This is a genomic window from Streptococcus sp. 1032 (genome assembly GCF_013277015.1).
Taxonomy (GTDB): domain Bacteria; phylum Bacillota; class Bacilli; order Lactobacillales; family Streptococcaceae; genus Streptococcus.
In genome coordinates, this window is the sequence record NZ_VMMD01000004.1 from 37,832 (window position 1) to 59,444 (window position 21,613).

Consider the following 21,613-nt stretch of genomic DNA (forward strand, 5'->3'; position numbering starts at 1 on the left):
GTATAATGTTATTAAATAATTCGCAAAAGAGGTTGTGAGATGAAGCTGTTAGTTGTAGGTTCAGGTGGTCGTGAACATGCGATTGCTAAGAAGTTACTTGAGTCAAAAGACGTTGAAAAAGTATTTGTAGCTCCTGGGAATGATGGGATGACTCTGGATGGTTTGGAGTTGGTAAATATCTCCATTTCCGAACATTCTAAATTGATTGAGTTTGCAAAAACCAACTATATTGCTTGGACCTTTATCGGGCCAGATGACGCCCTTGCGGCTGGTATCGTGGATGATTTCCATGCAGCGGGTCTCAAAGCCTTTGGTCCGACAAGATTGGCAGCGGAGCTGGAGTGGTCCAAGGATTTTGCCAAGGAAATCATGGTCAAATATGGCGTTCCGACAGCAGCCTATGGCACATTCTCGGATTTTGAGGAAGCCAAGGTCTATATCGAAAAACAGGGTGCGCCTATCGTGGTCAAGGCGGATGGCTTGGCGCTTGGGAAAGGTGTCGTCGTTGCGGAGACAGTCGAGCAAGCGGTCGAAGCAGCTCACGAGATGCTTTTGGACAATAAATTTGGTGACTCAGGTGCGCGTGTAGTTATTGAGGAATTCCTTGAAGGAGAGGAATTTTCACTCTTTGTCTTTGTCAATGGCGACAAGTTCTATATCATGCCGACAGCGCAAGACCACAAACGTGCCTATGATGGTGACAAAGGGCCTAACACGGGTGGTATGGGTGCCTATGCGCCAGTTCCACACTTGCCACAGAGTGTAGTTGACACAGCGGTTGAGACTATTGTCAAGCCAGTTCTTGAAGGGATGATCAAAGAAGGCCGTCCGTATCTTGGCATCCTCTACGCAGGGCTTATCCTGACAGCAGAAGGTCCTAAAGTCATCGAGTTCAATGCTCGCTTTGGAGATCCTGAAACACAGATTATCTTGCCTCGTTTGACATCTGACTTTGCACAAAATATTACAGATATTCTGGATAGCAAGGAGCCAAACATCACCTGGACGGATAAGGGTGTGACTCTGGGTGTGGTTGTCGCATCCAAGGGTTACCCGCTAGAATATGAAAAGGGTGTTGCATTGCCAGCAAAAACCAATGGCGGCATTATCACCTACTATGCAGGTGCTAAGTTTGCGGCAAATAGCAGAGCACTGCTATCAAACGGTGGACGTGTCTATATGCTCGTTAACACAGCAGATACCGTCAAAGAGGCTCAAGATACCATCTACCAAGAACTCGCCCAACAAAACACAGAAGGCCTCTTTTACCGAACAGATATCGGAAGCAAGGCAATTAGATAAAGGTATAAGAAAAAAGCGACGCAGTCGCCAAACACGATAATGGTCGCCGTGGTGAAAAGATCAGAACAATTTCTGTTCTGGTCGGGGGAAACTTTGAGACTTTAGGCTCAAAGTTTAGGAATGAAACCGAAGGTTTGCTTCCGTCCCCACCACCTAAGACCATTATCAAAAAAGAAGAAAAAAGGAAAAATTATGACTAAACCAGTAATTTCCATCATCATGGGCTCAAAATCCGACTGGGCAACCATGCAAAAAACTGCCGAAGTCCTAGACCGCTTTGGTTTAGCCTACGAAAAGAAAGTTGTCTCTGCCCACCGTACACCAGACCTCATGTTCCAACATGCCGAAGAAGCTCGTAGTCGTGGCATCAAGGTTATCATCGCAGGTGCTGGAGGTGCAGCCCATTTGCCAGGTATGGTCGCTGCTAAAACAACCCTTCCAGTCATTGGTGTGCCAGTCAAATCTCGTGCTCTTAGTGGAGTGGATTCACTCTATTCTATCGTTCAGATGCCGGGTGGGGTGCCTGTTGCGACAATGGCTATCGGTGAAGCTGGTGCGACAAATGCGGCTCTCTTCGCCCTCCGTCTTCTTTCAGTAGAGGATCAAGCTATCGCGACAGCTTTGGCAGATTTTGCAGAAGAACAAGGAAAAATCGCAGAGGAGTCTACCAATGAGCTCATCTAAAACAATCGGAATTATCGGTGGCGGTCAGCTGGGTCAGATGATGGCGATCTCAACTATCTATATGGGGCACAAGGTCATTGCGCTGGATCCTGCTGCGGATTGCCCAGCCTCTCGTGTGGCGGAAATCATTGTGGCGCCTTATAACGATGTGGATGCCCTTCGTCAGCTAGCTGAGCGTTGCGATGTCCTGACTTATGAATTTGAGAATGTAGATGCTGACGGTCTTGATGCTGTTATCAAGGATGGGCAACTCCCTCAAGGGACCGACCTGCTTCGCATCTCCCAAAACCGGATCTTTGAGAAAGACTTCCTCTCAAACAAGGCTCAAGTCACTGTAGCACCTTACAAGGTTGTGACTTCTAGCCAAGACTTGGCAGATATCGACCTGTCGAAAAACTATGTCCTCAAGACGGCAACAGGTGGTTATGATGGCCATGGACAAAAGGTCATTCGCTCGGCAGAAGACTTGGAAGAAGCCAATGCACTAGCCGATTCAGCAGACTGTGTTTTGGAAGAATTTGTCAATTTTGACCTTGAAATTTCTGTCATTGTATCAGGAAATGGCAAGGACGTGACGGTTTTCCCAGTTCAGGAAAATATCCACCGAAACAATATCCTTTCAAAAACCATTGTGCCTGCTCGCATTTCAGAAAGTCTAGCTGAAAAAGCCAAAGCCATGGCTCTACGAATCGCTGAACAACTTAACTTGTCTGGAACTCTTTGCGTGGAAATGTTTGCGACAGCTGATGACATTATCGTTAACGAAATTGCTCCACGCCCACATAACTCAGGGCACTACTCTATAGAAGCCTGCGACTTTTCTCAGTTTGATACCCATATCTTAGGCGTTCTCGGAGCGCCATTGCCAGACATCAAACTACATGCACCAGCAGTCATGCTAAATGTTCTCGGTCAACACGTAGAGGTTGCTGAAAAATATGTCACAGAAAATCCAAGCGCCCACCTCCACATGTATGGTAAAATAGAAGCGAAGCACAACCGTAAGATGGGACATGTCACTTTGTTTAGTGATGTGCCGGATAGTGTGGATGAGTTCTAGTCATAGCATCAAAACTGAATGTTAGTAATGAATAGGAGATAATATGAGAGGTACTATAAGCAAGATATCTTCGTACTATGGAATTATAACTTTTGATGAGAATCGAAAAAATGAGAATGAAGCTTATACTGTCAATAGGAGTGTGCCGTTCTTTTCAAGCGATATATCTCAATATGGTGTTGGTGATGAGGTTGATTTTTTAATTGATTATCCATCAAGTAGTGACAGCGAAAATACTCTGTTGGTACGAGGTCAGCCAGTACAGTTTGCTACCAATATAACTATAATTAATCATGGCAAAGCAGAACCGATTGACAACTCGTTAGATTTTTATCAGTTATTAAATTTGAAAATTACTCCATGTCCTGAGTTGCACGATGAAATTTCAGTGTTAGATTATTTGAAAAGAAATAATCTGAGGTATTCTACATTTAATGAAATATTGGTATTGTGTAATCTTATTGAGGAACAAATCACAATTACTAATCTTCAGGATATAATTAATTATGATAAAAAATTTAAAGAGTTTATTATGAAATGGGTGCTATTTGTTGAAGATAATATAAAGGCTAGAATTGAAAATAGAATTGCGGAACTGTGTATCTCAGAAGTTGATTTATTTGATAAGGCTATTTCCAGTGATAATAAAACTTTAAAAAAATTGCTTAAGAATTCTCTTAAAAGCTTGCGGAAAAATTACTTGTTGAGAGATAGTGGAGATATACGTCTTCCATATGAAGCGACAACTGATGAAATTCCAAAGCTAGAGTTTGCTCCTATAGATATGCTATTGGATCAATTTACAGTTGGAGATTTATTGGTATTTATTAAATTTATTAATGATGAATATAGTGCTTTTAAAGATGATGTCAATACTGATTGGGAAAAAACTAGTGATTTTCTTTCTGAATTAAAATTAGTTCGTAATATTTCTGCACATGGGAACTCTTTTTTATCAGCTATACTTGATGAAAAGAATAATCCGAATTATTTGTTAGAAGAAAACTCACATATTTTTGGAGTAGATCCTTTTTATATAGATTCTAGTAAAGAAACGAGTATCTTTCATTTAGTTCGTTCTCCGATTAAATTGATGTTAAAAAGTCACGTGAGTAATCCTCAACATATTGCGGTTTTTTGGACTCAGAAAATATTGAATAACCAAACTCTTCGTTCTTTTGTTTATTTTTATTTTATGGTCTGTTATTTAACCCAAGATAGCAGTTCAAAAGAAGAGTTTAAAAATGAATTGAGGGAAGTGTTTGGCGAGTATGATAAAAAAGTTAATTTTGATAATGTTATAATTGATGTGCACTTTCACCCAGATTTAGATGAAAAAAATAGAAAGAATTTATTGACTTCCTTAATTCCTCAAGCAATTAATATGTTTGATTATGTGAAAGAACATGATTATGAGTATAAGGGTTCAAGCGGGAATAGCATTTATGAAATTACTTATTTTAAGAAGAGTGTTCGAATTAATTTAAGTGATAATGCAAGCTGGCATTTACAAATGCTAGAAGATATTGCGAACAAACATCCAAATAATGATACAATGAAGTCCTCGATTTGGCCAGAGTGTAAAGAAATATGGGAAAACTTTGGAATTTTCTTTAAGGAAAATTCTAATGCAAAAGAAACTTTAATAAACATGTTGGATTCTAATTTAGAAGTTGAATTTGATGAAGGGATTGAGCAGTTATTTAAAATAGAAGATTTTAATAAGTTGAAGTTTCTATTTTTAGATATACTGAACACGTTTTCATAGGTATAGCAGTTTTTAATTTCAGAAAGGTAATAATATATTGAATTCGTTAAAAAGTTTTATATTTAGTATATTTAATTGGTTCTATCCGTTTGTTGCGTTTGCCTTAACAAATTGTGTTTTAGATTGTCTTTCATCGTATTATACAGGTTATAAGAATGCTTTAGGCGCTATATTATTGAGTATCTTATTGATAATTCCATATATTGTTTTTAGATTGTGCAAATACGTTGGAGTGAAGACTTATAAGAAATATTTTATTTTTGAAAATCTATGGTTGATTTTTTTCACACTTTTTAGTTTAATTTCCTCTTCATTTGAATATATAACTACTGTGTGGGGGATTGCTTTCATTGGAATTTCAATAGTTGACAAAATAATTGAAATCGAGACTGAATAGAATATTTTCGATTAATCAAATGAGATGCAAAAGTTCATACTTTTACAAAAGTTAATAATGTAGTTTTAAAAAATAACTTTAACAGTTAGAAAGGAACAAGGGTTCTCGTATTCACCAAAACTAAATACGGGCTCCGTACTTCCTAATTGTAAACAAACAAAGAAAGGAAAGGACACCAGATTTCAGCGTAACTGAACCCGGACGGAAAGCTCGGAATTTAGATACCCCTCCTAGGATGCTTGCATCCTAGGAGGGACCCTAAAATTCAGTCGCTTTCTGGTCGTCCTTGGTATCTTAAATCATGATCAACCGTTACTCTCGCCCTGAGATGGCGAACATTTGGAGTGAAGAAAATAAATACCGTGCTTGGCTTGAGGTGGAAATCTTGGCTGATGAGGCGTGGGCTGAGTTAGGGGAAATCCCTAAGGAAGATGTGGCTTTGATTCGCGAGAAGGCGGACTTTGACATCGACCGTATTTTGGAAATTGAGCAGGAGACTCGCCACGATGTGGTTGCCTTCACACGTGCGGTTTCTGAGACTCTTGGCGAAGAGCGCAAGTGGGTCCACTACGGCTTGACTTCTACTGATGTGGTGGATACTGCCTACGGTTACCTCTACAAGCAGGCCAACGACATCATTCGTCGTGATCTTGAAAACTTCACCAACATCATCGCTGACAAGGCCAAGGAGCACAAGTTCACCATCATGATGGGTCGTACCCACGGTGTGCACGCTGAGCCTACAACCTTTGGGCTTAAATTGGCGACTTGGTACAGCGAAATGAAGCGCAATATCGAGCGTTTCGAGCATGCGGCTGCTGGTGTGGAAGCTGGTAAGATTTCTGGTGCGGTTGGTAACTTTGCCAACATCCCACCATTCGTAGAGCAATACGTCTGCGACAAATTGGGTATCCGTGCCCAAGAAATCTCTACACAGGTCCTTCCTCGTGACCTTCACGCTGAGTACTTTGCGGTTCTTGCCAGCATCGCAACTTCTATCGAACGTATGGCGACTGAGATTCGTGGTCTACAAAAATCTGAGCAACGCGAAGTGGAAGAATTCTTTGCCAAAGGTCAAAAAGGATCTTCAGCAATGCCTCACAAACGCAACCCAATCGGTTCTGAGAACATGACTGGGCTTGCGCGTGTTATCCGTGGCCACATGATTACAGCTTATGAAAACGTGGCTCTCTGGCACGAACGTGACATTTCACACTCATCAGCTGAGCGCATTATCACACCAGATACAACCATTTTGATTGACTACATGCTCAACCGCTTTGGAAATATTGTCAAAAACTTGACAGTCTTCCCAGAAAACATGATTCGCAACATGAATTCTACGTTTGGTCTTATCTTTAGCCAACGGGCTATGTTGACTTTGATTGAAAAAGGCATGACCCGCGAGCAAGCCTATGACTTGGTACAACCAAAAACAGCCTATTCTTGGGACAATCAAGTAGACTTCAAACCACTGCTAGAAGCAGATCCAGAGGTGACATCACGCCTCACACAAGAAGAAATCGATGAGATCTTTAACCCAGTTTATTACACTAAACGAGTGGATGATATTTTTGAACGTCTAGGATTAGGATAATTAGAATAAAAATCGAATTTCTATCACTCCATTTATAGGAGTAGCAGAACTTCGATTTTTCTTTTTTATTAAAGTGCTTTTGAAAAAAATAACCAATATTTTATAATATGTTGAATGTAGAATAGTATACTGTGACTTCTAAAATATTACTAGAAATTGATTTGAATTTCCTAATCGATTTGTCCATATTCTATTTCAATCTGCTATATCATATAATAATCATAGAAAAAGCCCGAGCGATTAGGCTCAGGCTTTCTTCTTAGTGATCACGGTCACATGAGATGAATTTAATCTTGTAGTAATCAGATCGTTTGTAAGTTTCACTGTATTCTAAAACTTGGCCAGTTGATTCGAGTTTGGTGATTTTAGTTTGTAGGACAGTAGGGAATTGTTCATCGACTCCGAGGACTGAAGCCGCATGTTCTGGAGTTGGAAAGACTATTTCGTTGATTTCTTCAAAGTGTTCATCATTCATGTGAATGTGGTAGTCTAACTTGAAACGGTTATAGATAGAACTATAGTATTCAAGGTTTGGATAATTTGCGTTGATATATTGTTCTGGGATGTAGGATGTATGGTAGATATAAACGACACCGTTTGATTCGCGGATACGTTCAATCTTGTAGTAGAATTGATCGCCGCGTAGACCCAATTTTTCCAAGTAAGCGAGCTTGTTTCCGCGTTCAATTGAAAGAACAGTTACCTTATCATCTTTAGCATTAAAGAGTTCAATATCTGAAAACTCTACGAGCTTGTGTTTGCGTGCACGTGAAACGAAGGTTCCTTTTCCTTGTTGGCGGACAATATAGCCATCTTTGGCAAGGTCGTTTAAGGCGCGAACAACTGTGATAGAGCTGACATCGTACATTGAAATGAGTTCTGCTTCAGTGTAAAATTTATCTCCACTGCTAAACTGCCCAGAGATGATTTTATTTTTTAATTCGTCTTTTATGTATTGATATTTGGGAATTGCCATATTTTTACCTCTATTTTCCTTCTCCATAGAAAATTTTACCATAAAAGCGAAAAAAATAGTAGTTTTTTGAATAAAAAATTAGAATAATAGTTTGAAAAATTAAGCTATATAGGGATTGCTCGTATTTTATAAATGTATTTTATACAAAATTATTTTAGGTTCTATATTCTGAATGTAAAGAGCGTTTGAAATGGGTCTGAAAATGTTTGAAACTAATTGAACGTGTGTATAATAGTAAAATTCTAGCAAATATTCCGACAATTTCTATTGACAATTCAAACAGATTGGTTTATAATTGCTATAACAACAAATGAAAGCGTAAACTTTCGCGGTCAGAAGGTAGTTTTATGACACGATTTGAGATACGAGATGATTTCTATCTCGATGGAAAATCATTTAAGATTTTATCTGGCGCCATTCATTATTTTAGGGTTCCTCCAGAAGATTGGTATCATTCGCTCTATAACTTGAAGGCTCTTGGCTTTAATACGGTAGAGACTTATGTTGCTTGGAATTTACACGAGCCTCGTGAGGGCGAGTTTAACTTTGAAGGGGCTCTGGATTTGGAGAGGTTTCTTCAGACAGCACAAGATTTGGGTCTCTACGCTATCGTTCGTCCGTCACCCTTCATCTGTGCGGAGTGGGAATTCGGTGGTTTGCCGGCTTGGCTCTTAACCAAAGACATGAGGATTCGTTCTTCAGATCCTGCCTATATTGAGGCTGTCGGTCGCTATTATGATCAGCTCTTACCACGATTGGTTCCACATCTGTTGGACAATGGTGGCAATATCCTCATGATGCAGGTTGAAAATGAGTATGGTTCTTACGGAGAAGATAAGGCTTACCTGAGAGCCATTCGACAGCTGATGGAAGAGCGTGGCGTAACCTGTCCTCTCTTTACATCAGATGGTCCTTGGAGAGCTACTCTAAAAGCGGGAACCTTAATTGAAGATGATCTCTTTGTAACAGGCAACTTTGGTTCTAAGGCACCTTACAACTTTTCACAGATGCAGGAATTCTTTGATGAACATGGCAAGAAATGGCCGCTCATGTGTATGGAGTTCTGGGATGGCTGGTTCAATCGTTGGAAAGAACCGATTATCACACGGGATCCTAAGGAATTGGCAGATGCAGTTCGAGAGGTTTTGGAACAAGGCTCCATCAATCTTTACATGTTCCACGGTGGTACAAACTTTGGCTTCATGAATGGTTGCTCAGCTCGAGGGACTTTGGACCTGCCACAAGTTACATCTTATGATTACGATGCTCTTCTGGATGAAGAAGGAAATCCAACTGCCAAATACTTGGCAGTCAAGAAGATGATGGCAACACATTTCCCAGAGTATCCGCAGTTAGAACCACTCTACAAAGAGAGTATGGAGTTGGATGCTATTCCACTAGTTGAAAAAGTTTCCTTGTTTGAAACTCTGGATAGCTTGTCAAGTCCAGTAGAAAGCCTCTATCCTAAAAAGATGGAGGAGTTGGGACAAAGCTATGGCTATCTACTCTATCGAACCGAAACAAACTGGGATGCAGAAGAAGAAAGACTTCGTATCATTGACGGTCGAGATAGGGCTCAGCTTTATGTCGATGGTCAGTGGGTTAAAACCCAATATCAGACAGAGATTGGGGAAGATATTTTCTATCAAGGCGAAAAGAAAGCGTTATCTAGGATTGACATATTGATAGAAAATATGGGGCGTGTCAACTATGGGCATAAGTTCTTAGCGGATACGCAACGTAAGGGAATTCGGACAGGGGTTTGTAAGGATTTGCACTTCTTACTAAACTGGAAACACTATCCACTCCCACTAGATAATCCTGAGAAAATTGATTTTTCAAAAGGATGGACAGAAGGACAACCAGCCTTTTACGCTTATGACTTTACAGTCCAAGAGCCCAAAGATACTTACCTAGACTTGTCTGAGTTTGGTAAGGGAGTTGCCTTTGTCAATGGGCAGAATCTAGGACGTTTTTGGAACGTCGGCCCAACACTCTCGCTTTATATTCCTCATAGCTATCTCAAGGAAGGTGCCAACCGCATCATCATCTTTGAAACAGAGGGCCAATATAAAGAAGAGATTCATTTAACTCGTAAACCTACACTAAAACACATAAAGGGGGAAAACTTATGACAATTGTAGGATGCCGTATCGATGGACGTTTGATCCACGGACAAGTAGCCAATCTTTGGGCTGGAAAACTAAATGTTTCACGCATTATGGTTGTAGACGACGAAGTTGTCTACAACGATGTTGAAAAGAGTGGTTTGAAACTTGCGACACCACCAGGTGTAAAATTGAGTATTTTGCCAATTGAAAAAGCGGCAGCCAATATTCTTGCTGGAAAATACGATAGCCAACGTCTCTTTATCGTGGCTCGTAAACCAGACCGCTTCCTTGGTTTGGTTGAAGCAGGTGTACCACTTGAAACCCTTAATGTTGGGAATATGTCTCAAACACCAGAAACTCGCTCCATCACACGTTCTATCAACGTAGTAGACAAGGATGTGGAAGATTTCCACAAACTGGCAGAAAAAGGTGTTAAACTTACTGCTCAAATGGTTCCAAATGATCCAATTTCAGACTTTTTGAGCTTATTAAAATAGGAAAAAATTTTTTAGGAGGTCATTGTTATGATACAATGGTGGCAAATTTTACTTCTCACTTTGTACTCAGCTTATCAAATCTGTGATGAGTTGACGATCGTTTCATCTGCAGGTTCCCCTGTATTTGCTGGTTTCATTACTGGTTTAATCATGGGAGATGTTACTACTGGTCTACTTATCGGTGGTAACTTGCAACTATTCGTTCTTGGGGTTGGTACCTTCGGTGGTGCTTCTCGTATCGACGCAACTTCTGGTGCGGTTCTTGCGACAGCCTTCTCTGTTTCACAAGGAATTGATACAGCACTTGCGATTACAACAATCGCTGTGCCAGTAGCAGCTCTCTTGACATACTTCGACGTTCTTGGACGTATGACAACTACTTTCTTTGCTCACCGTGTGGATGCTGCAATCGAACGCTTTGACTATAAAGGTATTGAACGCAACTACCTACTTGGTGCGATTCCTTGGGCTTTGTCTCGTGCCCTTCCAGTCTTCTTTGCGCTTGCTTTTGGTGGTGAATTTGTACAACACGTAGTAGATTTCGTTACAAAATACCAATGGGTTGCAGATGGTTTGACACTCGCAGGACGTATGCTTCCAGGTCTTGGATTTGCAATCTTGCTTCGTTACCTTCCAGTTAAACGTAACCTTCACTACCTTGCTATGGGATTTGGTTTGACAGCTATGTTGACTGTTCTTTACTCATATGTAACAGGTCTTGGTGGCGCTGTTGCTGGTATCGTAGGCACTCTACCGAAAGATGTTGCTGAAAAAATTGGTTTCGTGAACAACTTCAAAGGATTGTCTATGATTGGTATTTCTATCGTAGGTATCTTCCTTGCAGTGCTTCACTTCAAAAATAGCCAAAAAGTAGCTGTGGCAGCACCTTCTACACCATCAGAAAGTGGGGAAATCGAAGATGACGAATTCTAATTACAAACTTACAAAAGAAGATTTTAATCAAATCAACAAACGTAGCTTGTTTACTTTCCAATTAGGTTGGAACTACGAACGTATGCAAGCTTCTGGTTACCTGTACATGATCTTGCCACAATTGCGTAAAATGTATGGTGATGGAACCCCTGAATTGAAAGAAATGATGAAAGTTCATACTCAATTCTTCAATACTTCACCATTCTTCCACACCATTATCGCTGGTTTTGACCTTGCCATGGAAGAAAAAGATGGTGTAGGTTCAAAAGATGCCGTTAACGGTATCAAGACAGGTTTGATGGGACCATTTGCTCCTCTTGGAGATACAATCTTTGGTTCGCTTGTACCTGCTATCATGGGGTCAGTCGCAGCAACTATGGCTATCGCTGGCCAACCTTGGGGTATCTTCCTTTGGATCGCAGTTGCAGTTGCCTATGACATCTTCCGTTGGAAACAGTTGGAATTTGCTTACAAAGAAGGGGTTAACCTTATCAATAACATGCAAAGTACCTTGACAGCTTTGATTGACGCTGCATCTGTACTTGGTGTCTTCATGATGGGTGCTCTTGTAGCAACAATGATCAACTTTGAAATTTCTTACAAGTTGCCAATCGGTGAAAAGATGATTGATTTCCAAGACATCTTGAACCAAATCTTCCCACGTTTGCTTCCAGCAATCTTTACTGCCTTTATCTTCTGGTTGCTTGGTAAGAAAGGTATGACTTCTACTAAAGCTATCGGTATCATTATCGCTCTTGCAGTAGGTCTTTCTGCCCTTGGTCACTTTGCATTTGGAATGGGACCTAAATAAGTTTTATGGTAAAATCATTAATTTTGGTCAGCCATGGTCGCTTCTGTGAGGAGCTTAAAGGCAGTACAGAAATGATTATGGGCCCACAAGATAACATTCATGCAGTGGCTCTTCTTCCAGAAGATGGCCCAGAAGAATTTACTGCAAAATTTGAAGCTGCTATTGAAGGTTTGGATGATTTCCTAGTCTTTGCGGATCTTCTCGGTGGAACACCATGTAACGTGGTCAGCCGTTTGATTATGGAAGGTCGTGACATCGAACTTTACGCAGGGATGAATCTTCCAATGGTGATTGAATTTATCAATGCGAGCCTTACAGGCGCAGATGCGGACTATAAGAACCGTGCTGCAGAAAGCATCGTTAAAGTTAATGACCTGTTAGCTGGCTTCGATGATGACGAAGATGAATAAGATGTGACAACGTGAAAATCGTTAGAGCATCTTATATAGAATATACATGGGAATGGGGCTTACTCCCATTCCCATATTTGATAGAAAAAGAGGAACTCAATGCTACATTATACAAAAGAAGACTTACTCGAATTGGGTGCAGAAATCACTACACGTGAAATTTACCAACAGCCTGATGTATGGAAAGAAGCTTTTGAATCTTATCAAGCACAAGGTGAAGAAATTGCAGCCTTTCTACAAGGGATTGCGGATAAACATGACTATATCAAGGTTATCTTGACAGGTGCTGGGACTTCTGCTTATGTGGGAGATACCTTGGTGCCTTACTTTAAGGAAGTCTATGACGAACGCAAATGGAACTTCAATGCTATTGCGACAACAGATATCGTTGCCAATCCAGAAACTTATTTGAAAAAAGATGTGGTAACTGTCCTTGTATCTTTCGCTCGTAGTGGAAATTCACCTGAAAGTGTGGCAACTGTTGATTTGGCCAAATCCTTGGTGGATGAGCTTTACCAAGTGACGATTACTTGTGCAGCAGATGGTAAATTGGCTCTTCAAGCTCATGGAGATGATCGCAATCTCTTGCTCTTGCAACCAGCTGCCTCTAATGACGCTGGATTTGCTATGACCTCTAGCTTTACGTCTATGATGTTGACAGCTCTCTTGGTTTTTGATCCTACAGAATTTGCTGTGAAAGCTGAACGTTTTGAAGTTGTATCTAGTCTTGCCCGTAAAATTCTAGAAAATGCAGAAGATGTTAAAGAACTTGTTGACCTAGACTTTAACCGTGTCATCTATCTAGGCGCTGGTCCTTTCTTTGGCCTTGCTCATGAAGCTCAGCTCAAGATTTTGGAACTGACTGCTGGTCAAGTTGCGACTATGTATGAAAGCCCAGTCGGCTTCCGTCACGGTCCAAAATCTCTTATCAACGAAGATACAGTTGTTTTGGTCTTTGGTACAACGACAGACTACACTCGTAAGTACGACTTGGACTTGGTTCGTGAAGTTGCTGGTGACCAGATTGCTCGTCGTGTTGTGCTTTTGAGTGATCAAGCTTTTGGTCTTGAAAATGTCAAAGAAGTGGCCCTTGGTTGTGGCGGTGTCTTGAATGATATTTACCGTGTCTTCCCTTACATTGTTTATGCCCAACTCTTTGCCCTATTGACTTCACTCAAGGTAGAAAATAAACCTGATACACCGTCTCCTACAGGTACCGTAAACCGTGTGGTACAAGGTGTTATCATCCACGAATATTAAAAGTAATACTGCGTTTATAGATTCTTGATAAAGGGGTTTGTAAATCATACAAGTAAACCATAGATTGTCAGTAGGCTTTCTATGGTTTGTTTGCTTGAGAGAAATAGTAAAAGGAGAAGAGAATGAAAGCATACACAGAGCGTGTATTTGGAAATGTTGAGGGCAAGGATGTCTTGGCCTATCGTTTTGAGACGGACGGTGGCTACCAGCTTGAAGTCATGACTTATGGTGCGACCATCTTGCGCTATGTCACACCTGATAAGGCTGGAAATTTTGCCAACGTTATTTTGGGATTTGATAACTTTGATAGCTATGTAGGCAATAGTCCTAAGCATGGAGCTAGCGTAGGTCCTGTGGCAGGCCGTATTGCAGGTGCGACCTTTGAGCTCAATGGTAAGATCTATGACCTTGAAGTCAACAATGCTAGCAACTGTAACCACAGTGGTTCAACTGGTTGGGATTCGAGCTTGTTTGAACTAGTTGAAGTAAGCGACCATGGCTTGACCCTCTACACAGAGCGTACAGATGGGACAGGAGGATTTCCTGGAAATCTCAAGATTTGGATCAGTTATCACTTGGAAGAAACTGGTGCCTACGAAATCAGCTACAAGGTGACGACAGATCAGGATACGCTGGTCAATCCAACCAACCACAGCTACTTCAACTTGTCTGGTGATTTCACGCAGACGATTGACCGTCATGTCTTCCAACTAAACACAGAGGGCATTTACCCAATTGCTCCCGACGGTGTTCCTGCAAAAACTCCAGATGCTAGTCGTGATGTGGTCAAACACATCTACAATGGTGCCTTGTTGAAAGATATCTTTTCAGAAGAAGATGAGCAAATCCAGTTGGTATCTGGTTTGGATCATCCATTTGCTCTTCCTGCAGGTCATGACAATGCTGGTTTTCTTTATGACCAAAACTCAGGTCGCTTCCTGCTTTTCAAGACAGAGGCCCCTTGCTTTGTAGTCTACACAGCAAACTTTGTGGATGAGAGTGTCATCATAGGAGGTCAGCCAATGGTACAGCACAATGGGATTGCCCTTGAAGCGCAGGCTTTACCAGATGCCATTCACAGTGACTTCAAAGACCAAGTCATCCTTAAAGCTGGTCAAACCTTCACTAGTAAGACACGTTATGAACTTGTTGTGAAATAAAGAATCATTGCGCCTACTTTTGGAATTTAGGAATAGGTAAGCAAAGACAAATAGTAGGAAAATATGATATAATTAAACGTTGAAAGGTATCTGTTAAGATAATATTCAAACTACAATAAGGAGTAAGAAAGAAATGAAGAAAATTGTATTTGCTAGTGCCTTGGCTTTGACCTTGGCAGGAGCAGTTTTGACAAATGATGTTTTTGCGAACGACAGACTGGTTGCAACGCAATCTGCTGATGGTAATGTATTGACCTCAGAGGTGCTAAAACCTTCTAGTGGCAATGTTTTGGTTGGAATCAAGGGAGAATTTTTGCCTCCTCATCAACAATCTATTTTAGATGCTATCAATAAAATTCGTAAAGAAGCAGCCGACGAAGGTTTGGTAGATAAGTATGTTCCTGTCAAATGGTCAGTTGACCATGAGAAAACGGCTTTTGTACGCGCTGCTGAGGTATCTGTTGCGCTGAAGGCTGAACGTCTTTCCAGTAAAAACAACTGGACTGCCTTTCCATCTGGTAATAGCCTAAGTGGAGAAGCTTTAGATTTGAATCCTGATGGATTTCTAAAAGCAATTGAAAACTGGCATGCTGAAAAGGCGCAATATGTGGCGAAAAAGAAAGATAAAACATCAAAAGAATTTTCATCTTATTATGAGAACTTGATTAACCCTAAATTTACCCATGTGGGTCTTGCTGCTTTTAAAAATGCAGCTAGTCCTCAGAAGGCAGCAACGGTTGCTCTGGCTCTAGGAACTACGACTTCTTCAGAGGAATTGGCTGGTGGATATGGTTCTGCTGTTCAGTACACAGAAGTGACTGCCTCAAACCTTTCAACAGTTAAAAGTAAAGCTATAGTTGTAGAAACACCGCTGAAAGATTTCAGAAAATCCACATCTGATCAGTCTGGCTGGGTGCAGTCTAATGGCAAGTGGTATTTTTATGAGTCTGGTGATGTGAAGACAGGCTGGTTGAAAACAGGTGGTCAATGGTACTACTTGAATGATCTAGGTGTCATGCAGACTGGATTTGTAGAAGTTGATGGATCGGTGTATTATCTAAGTAACTCAGGTGCTATGTTTACAGGCTGGGGAACAGATGGTAGCAGATGGTTCTACTTTGATGGCTCAGGAGCTATGAAAACAGGCTGGTACAAGGAAAATGGTACCTGGTATTACCTTGATGAAGAAGGGATCATGAAGACGGGCTGGTTTAAAGTAGGTCAACACTGGTACTATGCAAATGGTTCAGGCGCTTTGGCCGTTAGCACAACAACACCAGATGGTTACCGTGTCAATGCTAATGGTGAATGGGTAAGCTAGGCTGAAAATAGCAAGTCATAGGTAAATTATTCATCTTACTAGCAAAAAGAATGAACGATAAGAAAGAGGTTGATGGCAAACATTGACCTCTTTTTTGGAGTGTCTCGAGTCAGTTGCTACTAGCTGAAAACAAGGGCGAGTCACCATCTATCGCAAATATACCACAGTTATCACTAGACTATTCCTAATTCAAAAATCAACCTTTTGATATATGGGAATGTGAGTTTTATCTGCAATCGAAAAGCAAATACACACCTTGTCTTTGAAGTCAAGTGAGTATAAAAGAGAAACTCTAAGGGAGAGAATGTAAAGAAATACAAAAGTTTTCAAAACGATTTTCATAAAAACTTTGATAAAACAAATAAAATTTCGAACGAAAATGTAACACAATTGTAATATAAAACACTTGACAAGTATTTACGGGGGGGGTATACTTAATATAGTATAGTCTGAAAATGATTATCAGAAAAGAGGTAAATTTAGATGAATAAGAAAAAAATGATTTTAACAAGTCTAGCCAGTGTCGCTATCTTAGGGGCTGGTTTTACTACGGTTCAACCGTTATTAGTTGTAAACGCTGACGAAAATGCTACTCAACCAGCTGTACCAAAAGTTATTCAAGATGCTCAATCGGATGCTGATAAAGCGGATGCTAAAGTTAAAGAACTTGAGAAAAAAGTAGCTGATAAAACAACAGAAGCTACAACAGCAAACACTAAATTAGAAACAGAGAAAAAAGAAGCTGCTGATGCTAATCAAGCAAAAGCTGATGCTGAAACAGCAAAAACTGATGCAGAAAAAGCTAAATCTACTGCAGACGAAGAATTAGCTACTGCTAAAGATAAAGCCGCGGAAGCTGATACTAAAGCCAAAGAAGAAGCTGATAAAGAAGCTGCTAAGAAAAAAGAGGAAGCTGATACTAAAAAACAAATCTCAGACGCTTTAGATAAATTATTAGCAGATGGTGAAAAAGCTATCAATGAAAACGCAAAAATCATTGATAAAGAAAAAGCTATTAAAGAATTCAAAGAAAAAATTGGGAAAGAAGACCTATTAGCTGCAATCGAAGCAGGTGAAATCTCAATTGATGATGTTGCTGCTGAGTTAAACGACGATGCTGCAAAAGCTGAGGCGAACGAAGTTGCTGATAAAAAAATGCGCGATAAAGAGCAAGCCGCTGGATCAACAACTATGGAAGCTGGTGCTACAGCTGTACAACCAAAAGAGAAAAAAGCTATCACTTCTGACTCTGATCTAAAATCAAAACTTGATGAAGCTGAAAAAGCAGACGCTGCTCGTCCACAATCAGAAAAACTTCAAGACAAAGCTGATCAATTAGAAGATGGACTTGATCGTTTAGAGAAACAATATGACGAAGCTAAAAAAGTAACTGATGAAAAGGCTGCTGTTTTAGCAAAACAAGAAAAAGCTCTTAAAGAAGCTAAAGAGGCAGCTGATATCGTTGAAAAATACAAATTTGAAGATGGTATCGTTAGCCCATTAAAAAATGTGGTAATAGAAATCGAAAAAACTCACAAAGAAGCTTTAGCTGAATTTGAAGAAGCTTATACAGCTACTGCATACTACGCAGAACAAGGTAAAGAGCTAGAAGCAGAGTACAATAAAACAGTTGCTGCTGTGAAAGTTGCTAAAGAAGAAGAAGCTAAAAATCCTAAGTCAGCAGAAAAACCTGTAGAAAAACCAAAAGTAAAAACAGAAGCTGAAAAAGCTGCTGAAGCTAAAGCTGAAGCTGATAAAAAAGTAACGGAGGCAGAGGCTAAAGTTAAAGAAGCTGAAGCAAAAGTTAAGGAAACAACTAAAGCTCTTGAAGAAGCTACATCTAAGGCTGCTAACGAAAACGCTGATGTCCAACCTGCTGAAACAGCAAAAACTGAAGCTGAAACAGCAAAAGCTAATGCAGAAGCTGAATTAGCTAAAGCTAAAGAAGCAGCTGAAAAAGCAAAACAAAAAGTTGAAGAACTTAAAAAAGAAGAGGCAGATAACTTAAACGATCTTAAAGCATCTTTAGATGAACTTGAAAAAGAAGCTGAAGCTAAAATCAATGCAAATGATAAAATCACTGACAAAGCTAAAGCTCTTGAAGAAGCTAAAGCTGCTATCGGTAAAGAAGATTTATTAAAAGCTGTTAACGAAGGTATTCTTTCAGCAACTGAAGCTGTTAAAGAAATCAAAGATGATTTCGCTAAAGCTGAAGCTGCCAAAGATCAAGATCCTCAAGCTGATAACATTGGAGCCGCAACTCCAACTATCCAAGATGGAGATAAAGTTTCTGAAGCAGATAAAAAAGTATTTGCTGACGCAGACAAGAAAACAGCAGATGAAGAAGCTGCTCGTCCTGAATCAGAAAAACTTCAAGAAAAAGCTGATCAATTACTTAAAGAAATTAATTATTTAACTGGGATTGCTGATAAAGATAAAGCAGATGCCGATGTTAAATTTGAAAAACTGAAAAAAGCTAGAGAAACTCTATTAGAAGCTAGACAAGCTCTTAGAGCAGCAGAAGAAGCTAATTCTAAACCTGAAGTTATTAAAGCATTGAAGAAAGTTGTTTATAACCTAAGATTAGATCGCGACACTGCAAAACAAGATTTAGATAAATCTACAAAACCGTTAGAAGCTTACACAGTTGCAATCAACAAACTTACTGACGAGTACAATCAAACTCTTAAAGATTTAGAAGCAGCTAAGAACAAAGAAGCTGAAAAACCTACTGAGCCAACTCAACCAGAAAAGCCAGCTGAAGAAGCTCCAGCCCCAGAGCAACCAACTGAGCCAACTCAACCAGCTCCAGCTCCTCAACCAGAGAAAACAGATGATCAAAGAGCTGAAGAAGACTACGCTCGTAAATCAGAAGAAGCATATAACCGCTTGACTCAACAGCAACCTCCAAAAACTGAAAAACCAGCTGAAATTCCAGCAAAACCAGAGAAACCAGCTGAACCAGCTGAACCAGCTCCAGCTCCATCCTCAGATCAACCAGCACAACCTTCTGTTCCTGCAAGACCATCTAATCCGACATATGTCCCTTCATACTCTTCATATGTTCCATCATACAGCTCATATTCTGTAGTGGCACCAGCTAAACCAGCCGCTCCAAAAACAGGTTGGAAACAAGAAAACGGTATGTGGTACTTCTACAATACTGATGGTTCAATGGCGACAGGATGGCTACAAGACAATGGCTCATGGTACTACCTCAACAGCAATGGCGCTATGGCGACAGGATGGCTCCAATACAATGGCTCATGGTACTACCTCAACAGCAATGGCGCTATGGCGACAGGATGGCTCCAATACAATGGCTCATGGTACTACCTCAACAGCAATGGCGCTATGGCGACAGGATGGCTCCAATACAATGGCTCATGGTACTACCTCAACGCTAACGGCGCTATGGCAACAGGTTGGCTTAAAGATGGAGGTACTTGGTACTATCTTGAAGCGTCAGGTGCTATGAAAGCAAGCCAATGGTTCAAAGTATCAGATAAATGGTACTATGTCAATGGCTCAGGTGCCCTTGCAGTCAACACAACTGTAGATGGCTATAGAGTCAATGCCAATGGTGAATGGGTTAACTAAACCTAATGTAACTAGTTAATACTAACTTCCTGTAAGAATCCTTTAAAGTATTCCCTACAAATACCATATCCTTTCAGTAGATAATATACTCTTGTAGGAAGTTTAGATTAAAAAATAACTCTGTAATCTCTAGCCGGATTTATGGGCTCTATAATATTTGTAGTGGGTAAATCCCCTATAGATATTATGGCTCTTTGTCAACTGTAGTGGGTTGAAGTCAGCTAAGCTCGAGAAAGGACAAATTTCGTCCTTTCTTTTTTGATGTTCAGAGCGATAAAAATCCGTTTTTTGAAGTTTTCAAAGTTCCGAAATCCAAAGGCATTGCGCTTGATAAGCTTAATGAGATTATTAGTGGCTTCCAATTTTGCGTTAGAATAGTGTAGTTGAAGGGCATTGACAATCTTTTCTTTATCCTTTAGAAAGGTTTTAAAGACAGTCTGAAAAAGAGGATGAACCTGCTTTAGATTGTCCTCAATAAGTCCGAAAAATTTGTCTGGCTCCTTGTTCTGGAAGTGAAAAAGTAAGAGCTGATAGAGATTGTAGTGGTGTTTCAAGTCTTCTGAATAGCTCAAAAGCTTGTCAAGAATCTCTTTATTCGTTAAGTGCATACGAAAAGTAGGGCGATAAAAACGTTTATCGCTGAGTTTACGACTATCCTGTTGAATGAGTTTCCAGTAGCGTTTAATAGCCTTGTATTCATGGGATCTTCGTTCAAACTGATTCATAATTTGGACACGGACACGACTCATAGCACGGCTAAGATGTTGCACAATGTGAAAGCGATCCAGAACGATTTTAGCGTTTGGAAAAAGTCGCCTAGCTAAGTCATAATAAGGACTAAACATATCCATAGTAATAATTTTCACTCGACATCGGACGACCCTATCATATTTAAGAAAGTGATCTCGAATGACGGCTTGTGTTCTACCCTCAAGAACAGTGATGATATTGAGCTTATCAAAATCTTGCGCAATGAAACTCATCTTTCCCTTGGTAAAGGCATACTCATCCCAAGACATAATCTCAGGCAGATGTTTAAAATTACACTCAAAGTGGAAGTCATTGAGCTTTCGAATGACAGTTGAAGTTGAAATGGCCAGCTGATGAGCAATATCGGTCATAGAAGTCTTTTCAATCAACTTTTGCGCAATTTTTTGGTTGATAATACGAGGAATTTGGTGATTTTTCTTGACGATAGAAGTTTCAGCGACCATCATTTTTGAACAGTGATAGCACTTGAATCGACGCTTTCTAAGGAGAATTCTAGTAGGCATACCAGTCGTTTCGAGGTAAGGAATTTTCGACGGTTTTTGAAAGTCATATTTCTTCATTTGACTTCCGCACTCAGGGCAAGATGGGGCGTCGTAGTCCAGTTTGGCGATGATTTCCTTGTGTGTATCCTTATTGATGATGTCTAGAATTTGGATATTAGGGTCTTTAACCTACACAGGTGGGGATATCTACATCAACGGCGAAAAACAAACTGATATTGTCAATTCTATGCCTGGGGGCGGTGGACCAAATGGAGGTCCTCAAGGCGGCGGCCCAGCCCCTGGCGGACGAGGATAAACAAAAACGAGGCTGGGCAAGAAGTCTTTGAAATCAGACAAACGCATAGTATCAGGTCTTGAGAAACCTTGGTACTATGCGTTTTATTGTGGGGAGATTTACTTCATTTTCTCCTGAAGTCGACTTTTTGCCCAACCTCGTTTTGTCCTGCTATTTG

Annotated in this window: 17 protein-coding genes; 15 read left to right on the top strand and 2 right to left on the bottom strand. The window is 40.3% G+C overall.

The annotated features are described in order from the left end of the window. Positions 1-39 precede the first annotated feature (39 nt). The 5 genes from purD to purB all read left to right on the top strand — a co-directional run bounded on the left by purD (position 40) and on the right by purB (position 6,808). Entirely contained in the window at positions 40-1,302 is a 1,263-nt protein-coding gene (gene purD / locus HT711_RS01050; RefSeq protein ID WP_173234175.1) for a phosphoribosylamine--glycine ligase, read from the top strand. Positions 1,303-1,494: 192 nt separating this feature from the next. Further along, positions 1,495-1,986 (top strand): 5-(carboxyamino)imidazole ribonucleotide mutase, encoded by a 492-nt coding sequence (purE, locus tag HT711_RS01055; RefSeq protein ID WP_173234176.1) that lies wholly within the window; start codon positions 1,495-1,497, stop codon positions 1,984-1,986. Next, complete coding sequence (purK, locus tag HT711_RS01060) at positions 1,973-3,046, top strand: 5-(carboxyamino)imidazole ribonucleotide synthase (RefSeq protein WP_173234177.1); 1,074 nt, start codon at positions 1,973-1,975, stop codon at positions 3,044-3,046. Before purE ends, purK begins: the two co-directional genes overlap by 14 nt. A gap of 43 nt (positions 3,047-3,089) precedes the next feature. Next, positions 3,090-4,814, top strand: a complete 1,725-nt coding sequence (locus tag HT711_RS01065) for an Abi family protein (protein WP_173234178.1) — start codon at positions 3,090-3,092, stop codon at positions 4,812-4,814. A gap of 698 nt (positions 4,815-5,512) precedes the next feature. Then, entirely contained in the window at positions 5,513-6,808 is a 1,296-nt protein-coding gene (gene purB / locus HT711_RS01070) for an adenylosuccinate lyase (RefSeq protein WP_000610726.1), read from the top strand. Between the two features lie 259 nt (positions 6,809-7,067). On the opposite strand, the gene HT711_RS01075 is transcribed toward purB, so the two are convergent. After that, complete coding sequence (locus tag HT711_RS01075) at positions 7,068-7,784, bottom strand: GntR family transcriptional regulator (protein WP_173249687.1); 717 nt, start codon at positions 7,782-7,784, stop codon at positions 7,068-7,070. A 347-nt stretch (positions 7,785-8,131) separates the two neighbouring features. On the opposite strand from HT711_RS01075, the gene HT711_RS01080 reads away from it, so the two are divergent. From HT711_RS01080 to HT711_RS11395, 9 genes are all read left to right on the top strand, one after another. Next, on the top strand, positions 8,132-9,919 hold the full coding sequence (locus HT711_RS01080; RefSeq protein ID WP_173249688.1) for a beta-galactosidase: 1,788 nt from the start codon (positions 8,132-8,134) through the stop codon (positions 9,917-9,919). Then, on the top strand, positions 9,916-10,392 hold the full coding sequence (locus tag HT711_RS01085; protein ID WP_173249689.1) for a PTS system mannose/fructose/N-acetylgalactosamine-transporter subunit IIB: 477 nt from the start codon (positions 9,916-9,918) through the stop codon (positions 10,390-10,392). The genes HT711_RS01080 and HT711_RS01085 overlap by 4 nt, the downstream gene beginning before the upstream one ends. Positions 10,393-10,419: 27 nt before the next feature. Then, positions 10,420-11,325: a PTS mannose/fructose/sorbose/N-acetylgalactosamine transporter subunit IIC gene (locus HT711_RS01090; RefSeq protein ID WP_000617016.1), complete on the top strand. Its 906-nt coding sequence runs from the start codon at positions 10,420-10,422 to the stop codon at positions 11,323-11,325. Continuing rightward, positions 11,312-12,136 (top strand): PTS system mannose/fructose/sorbose family transporter subunit IID, encoded by an 825-nt coding sequence (locus tag HT711_RS01095; RefSeq protein WP_173249690.1) that lies wholly within the window; start codon positions 11,312-11,314, stop codon positions 12,134-12,136. The genes HT711_RS01090 and HT711_RS01095 overlap by 14 nt, the downstream gene beginning before the upstream one ends. Positions 12,137-12,141: 5 nt before the next feature. Beyond that, positions 12,142-12,546, top strand: a complete 405-nt coding sequence (locus HT711_RS01100) for a PTS sugar transporter subunit IIA (protein ID WP_000240985.1) — start codon at positions 12,142-12,144, stop codon at positions 12,544-12,546. A 99-nt stretch (positions 12,547-12,645) separates the two neighbouring features. Then, positions 12,646-13,806, top strand: a complete 1,161-nt coding sequence (locus HT711_RS01105; RefSeq protein WP_173249691.1) for an SIS domain-containing protein — start codon at positions 12,646-12,648, stop codon at positions 13,804-13,806. 122 nt (positions 13,807-13,928) lie between these two features. Next, positions 13,929-14,966 (top strand): aldose epimerase family protein, encoded by a 1,038-nt coding sequence (locus HT711_RS01110; RefSeq protein ID WP_173249692.1) that lies wholly within the window; start codon positions 13,929-13,931, stop codon positions 14,964-14,966. Between the two features lie 133 nt (positions 14,967-15,099). After that, entirely contained in the window at positions 15,100-16,287 is a 1,188-nt protein-coding gene (locus HT711_RS01115) for a CAP domain-containing protein (RefSeq protein WP_173249693.1), read from the top strand. Positions 16,288-16,770: 483 nt separating this feature from the next. Then, positions 16,771-19,887, top strand: coding sequence for a maebl (locus tag HT711_RS11395; protein ID WP_275690472.1), 3,117 nt, complete (start codon positions 16,771-16,773; stop codon positions 19,885-19,887). A 221-nt stretch (positions 19,888-20,108) separates the two neighbouring features. On the opposite strand, the gene HT711_RS01125 is transcribed toward HT711_RS11395, so the two are convergent. Continuing rightward, the gene (locus tag HT711_RS01125; RefSeq protein WP_173249698.1) at positions 20,109-21,314 is read right to left on the bottom strand and encodes an ISL3 family transposase; all 1,206 of its coding nucleotides are present in this window, start codon (positions 21,312-21,314) and stop codon (positions 20,109-20,111) included. On the opposite strand from HT711_RS01125, the gene HT711_RS01130 reads away from it, so the two are divergent. Then, on the top strand, positions 21,298-21,456 hold the full coding sequence (locus HT711_RS01130; protein ID WP_173249682.1) for a hypothetical protein: 159 nt from the start codon (positions 21,298-21,300) through the stop codon (positions 21,454-21,456). The genes HT711_RS01125 and HT711_RS01130 overlap by 17 nt on opposite strands. Positions 21,457-21,613 lie beyond the last annotated feature (157 nt).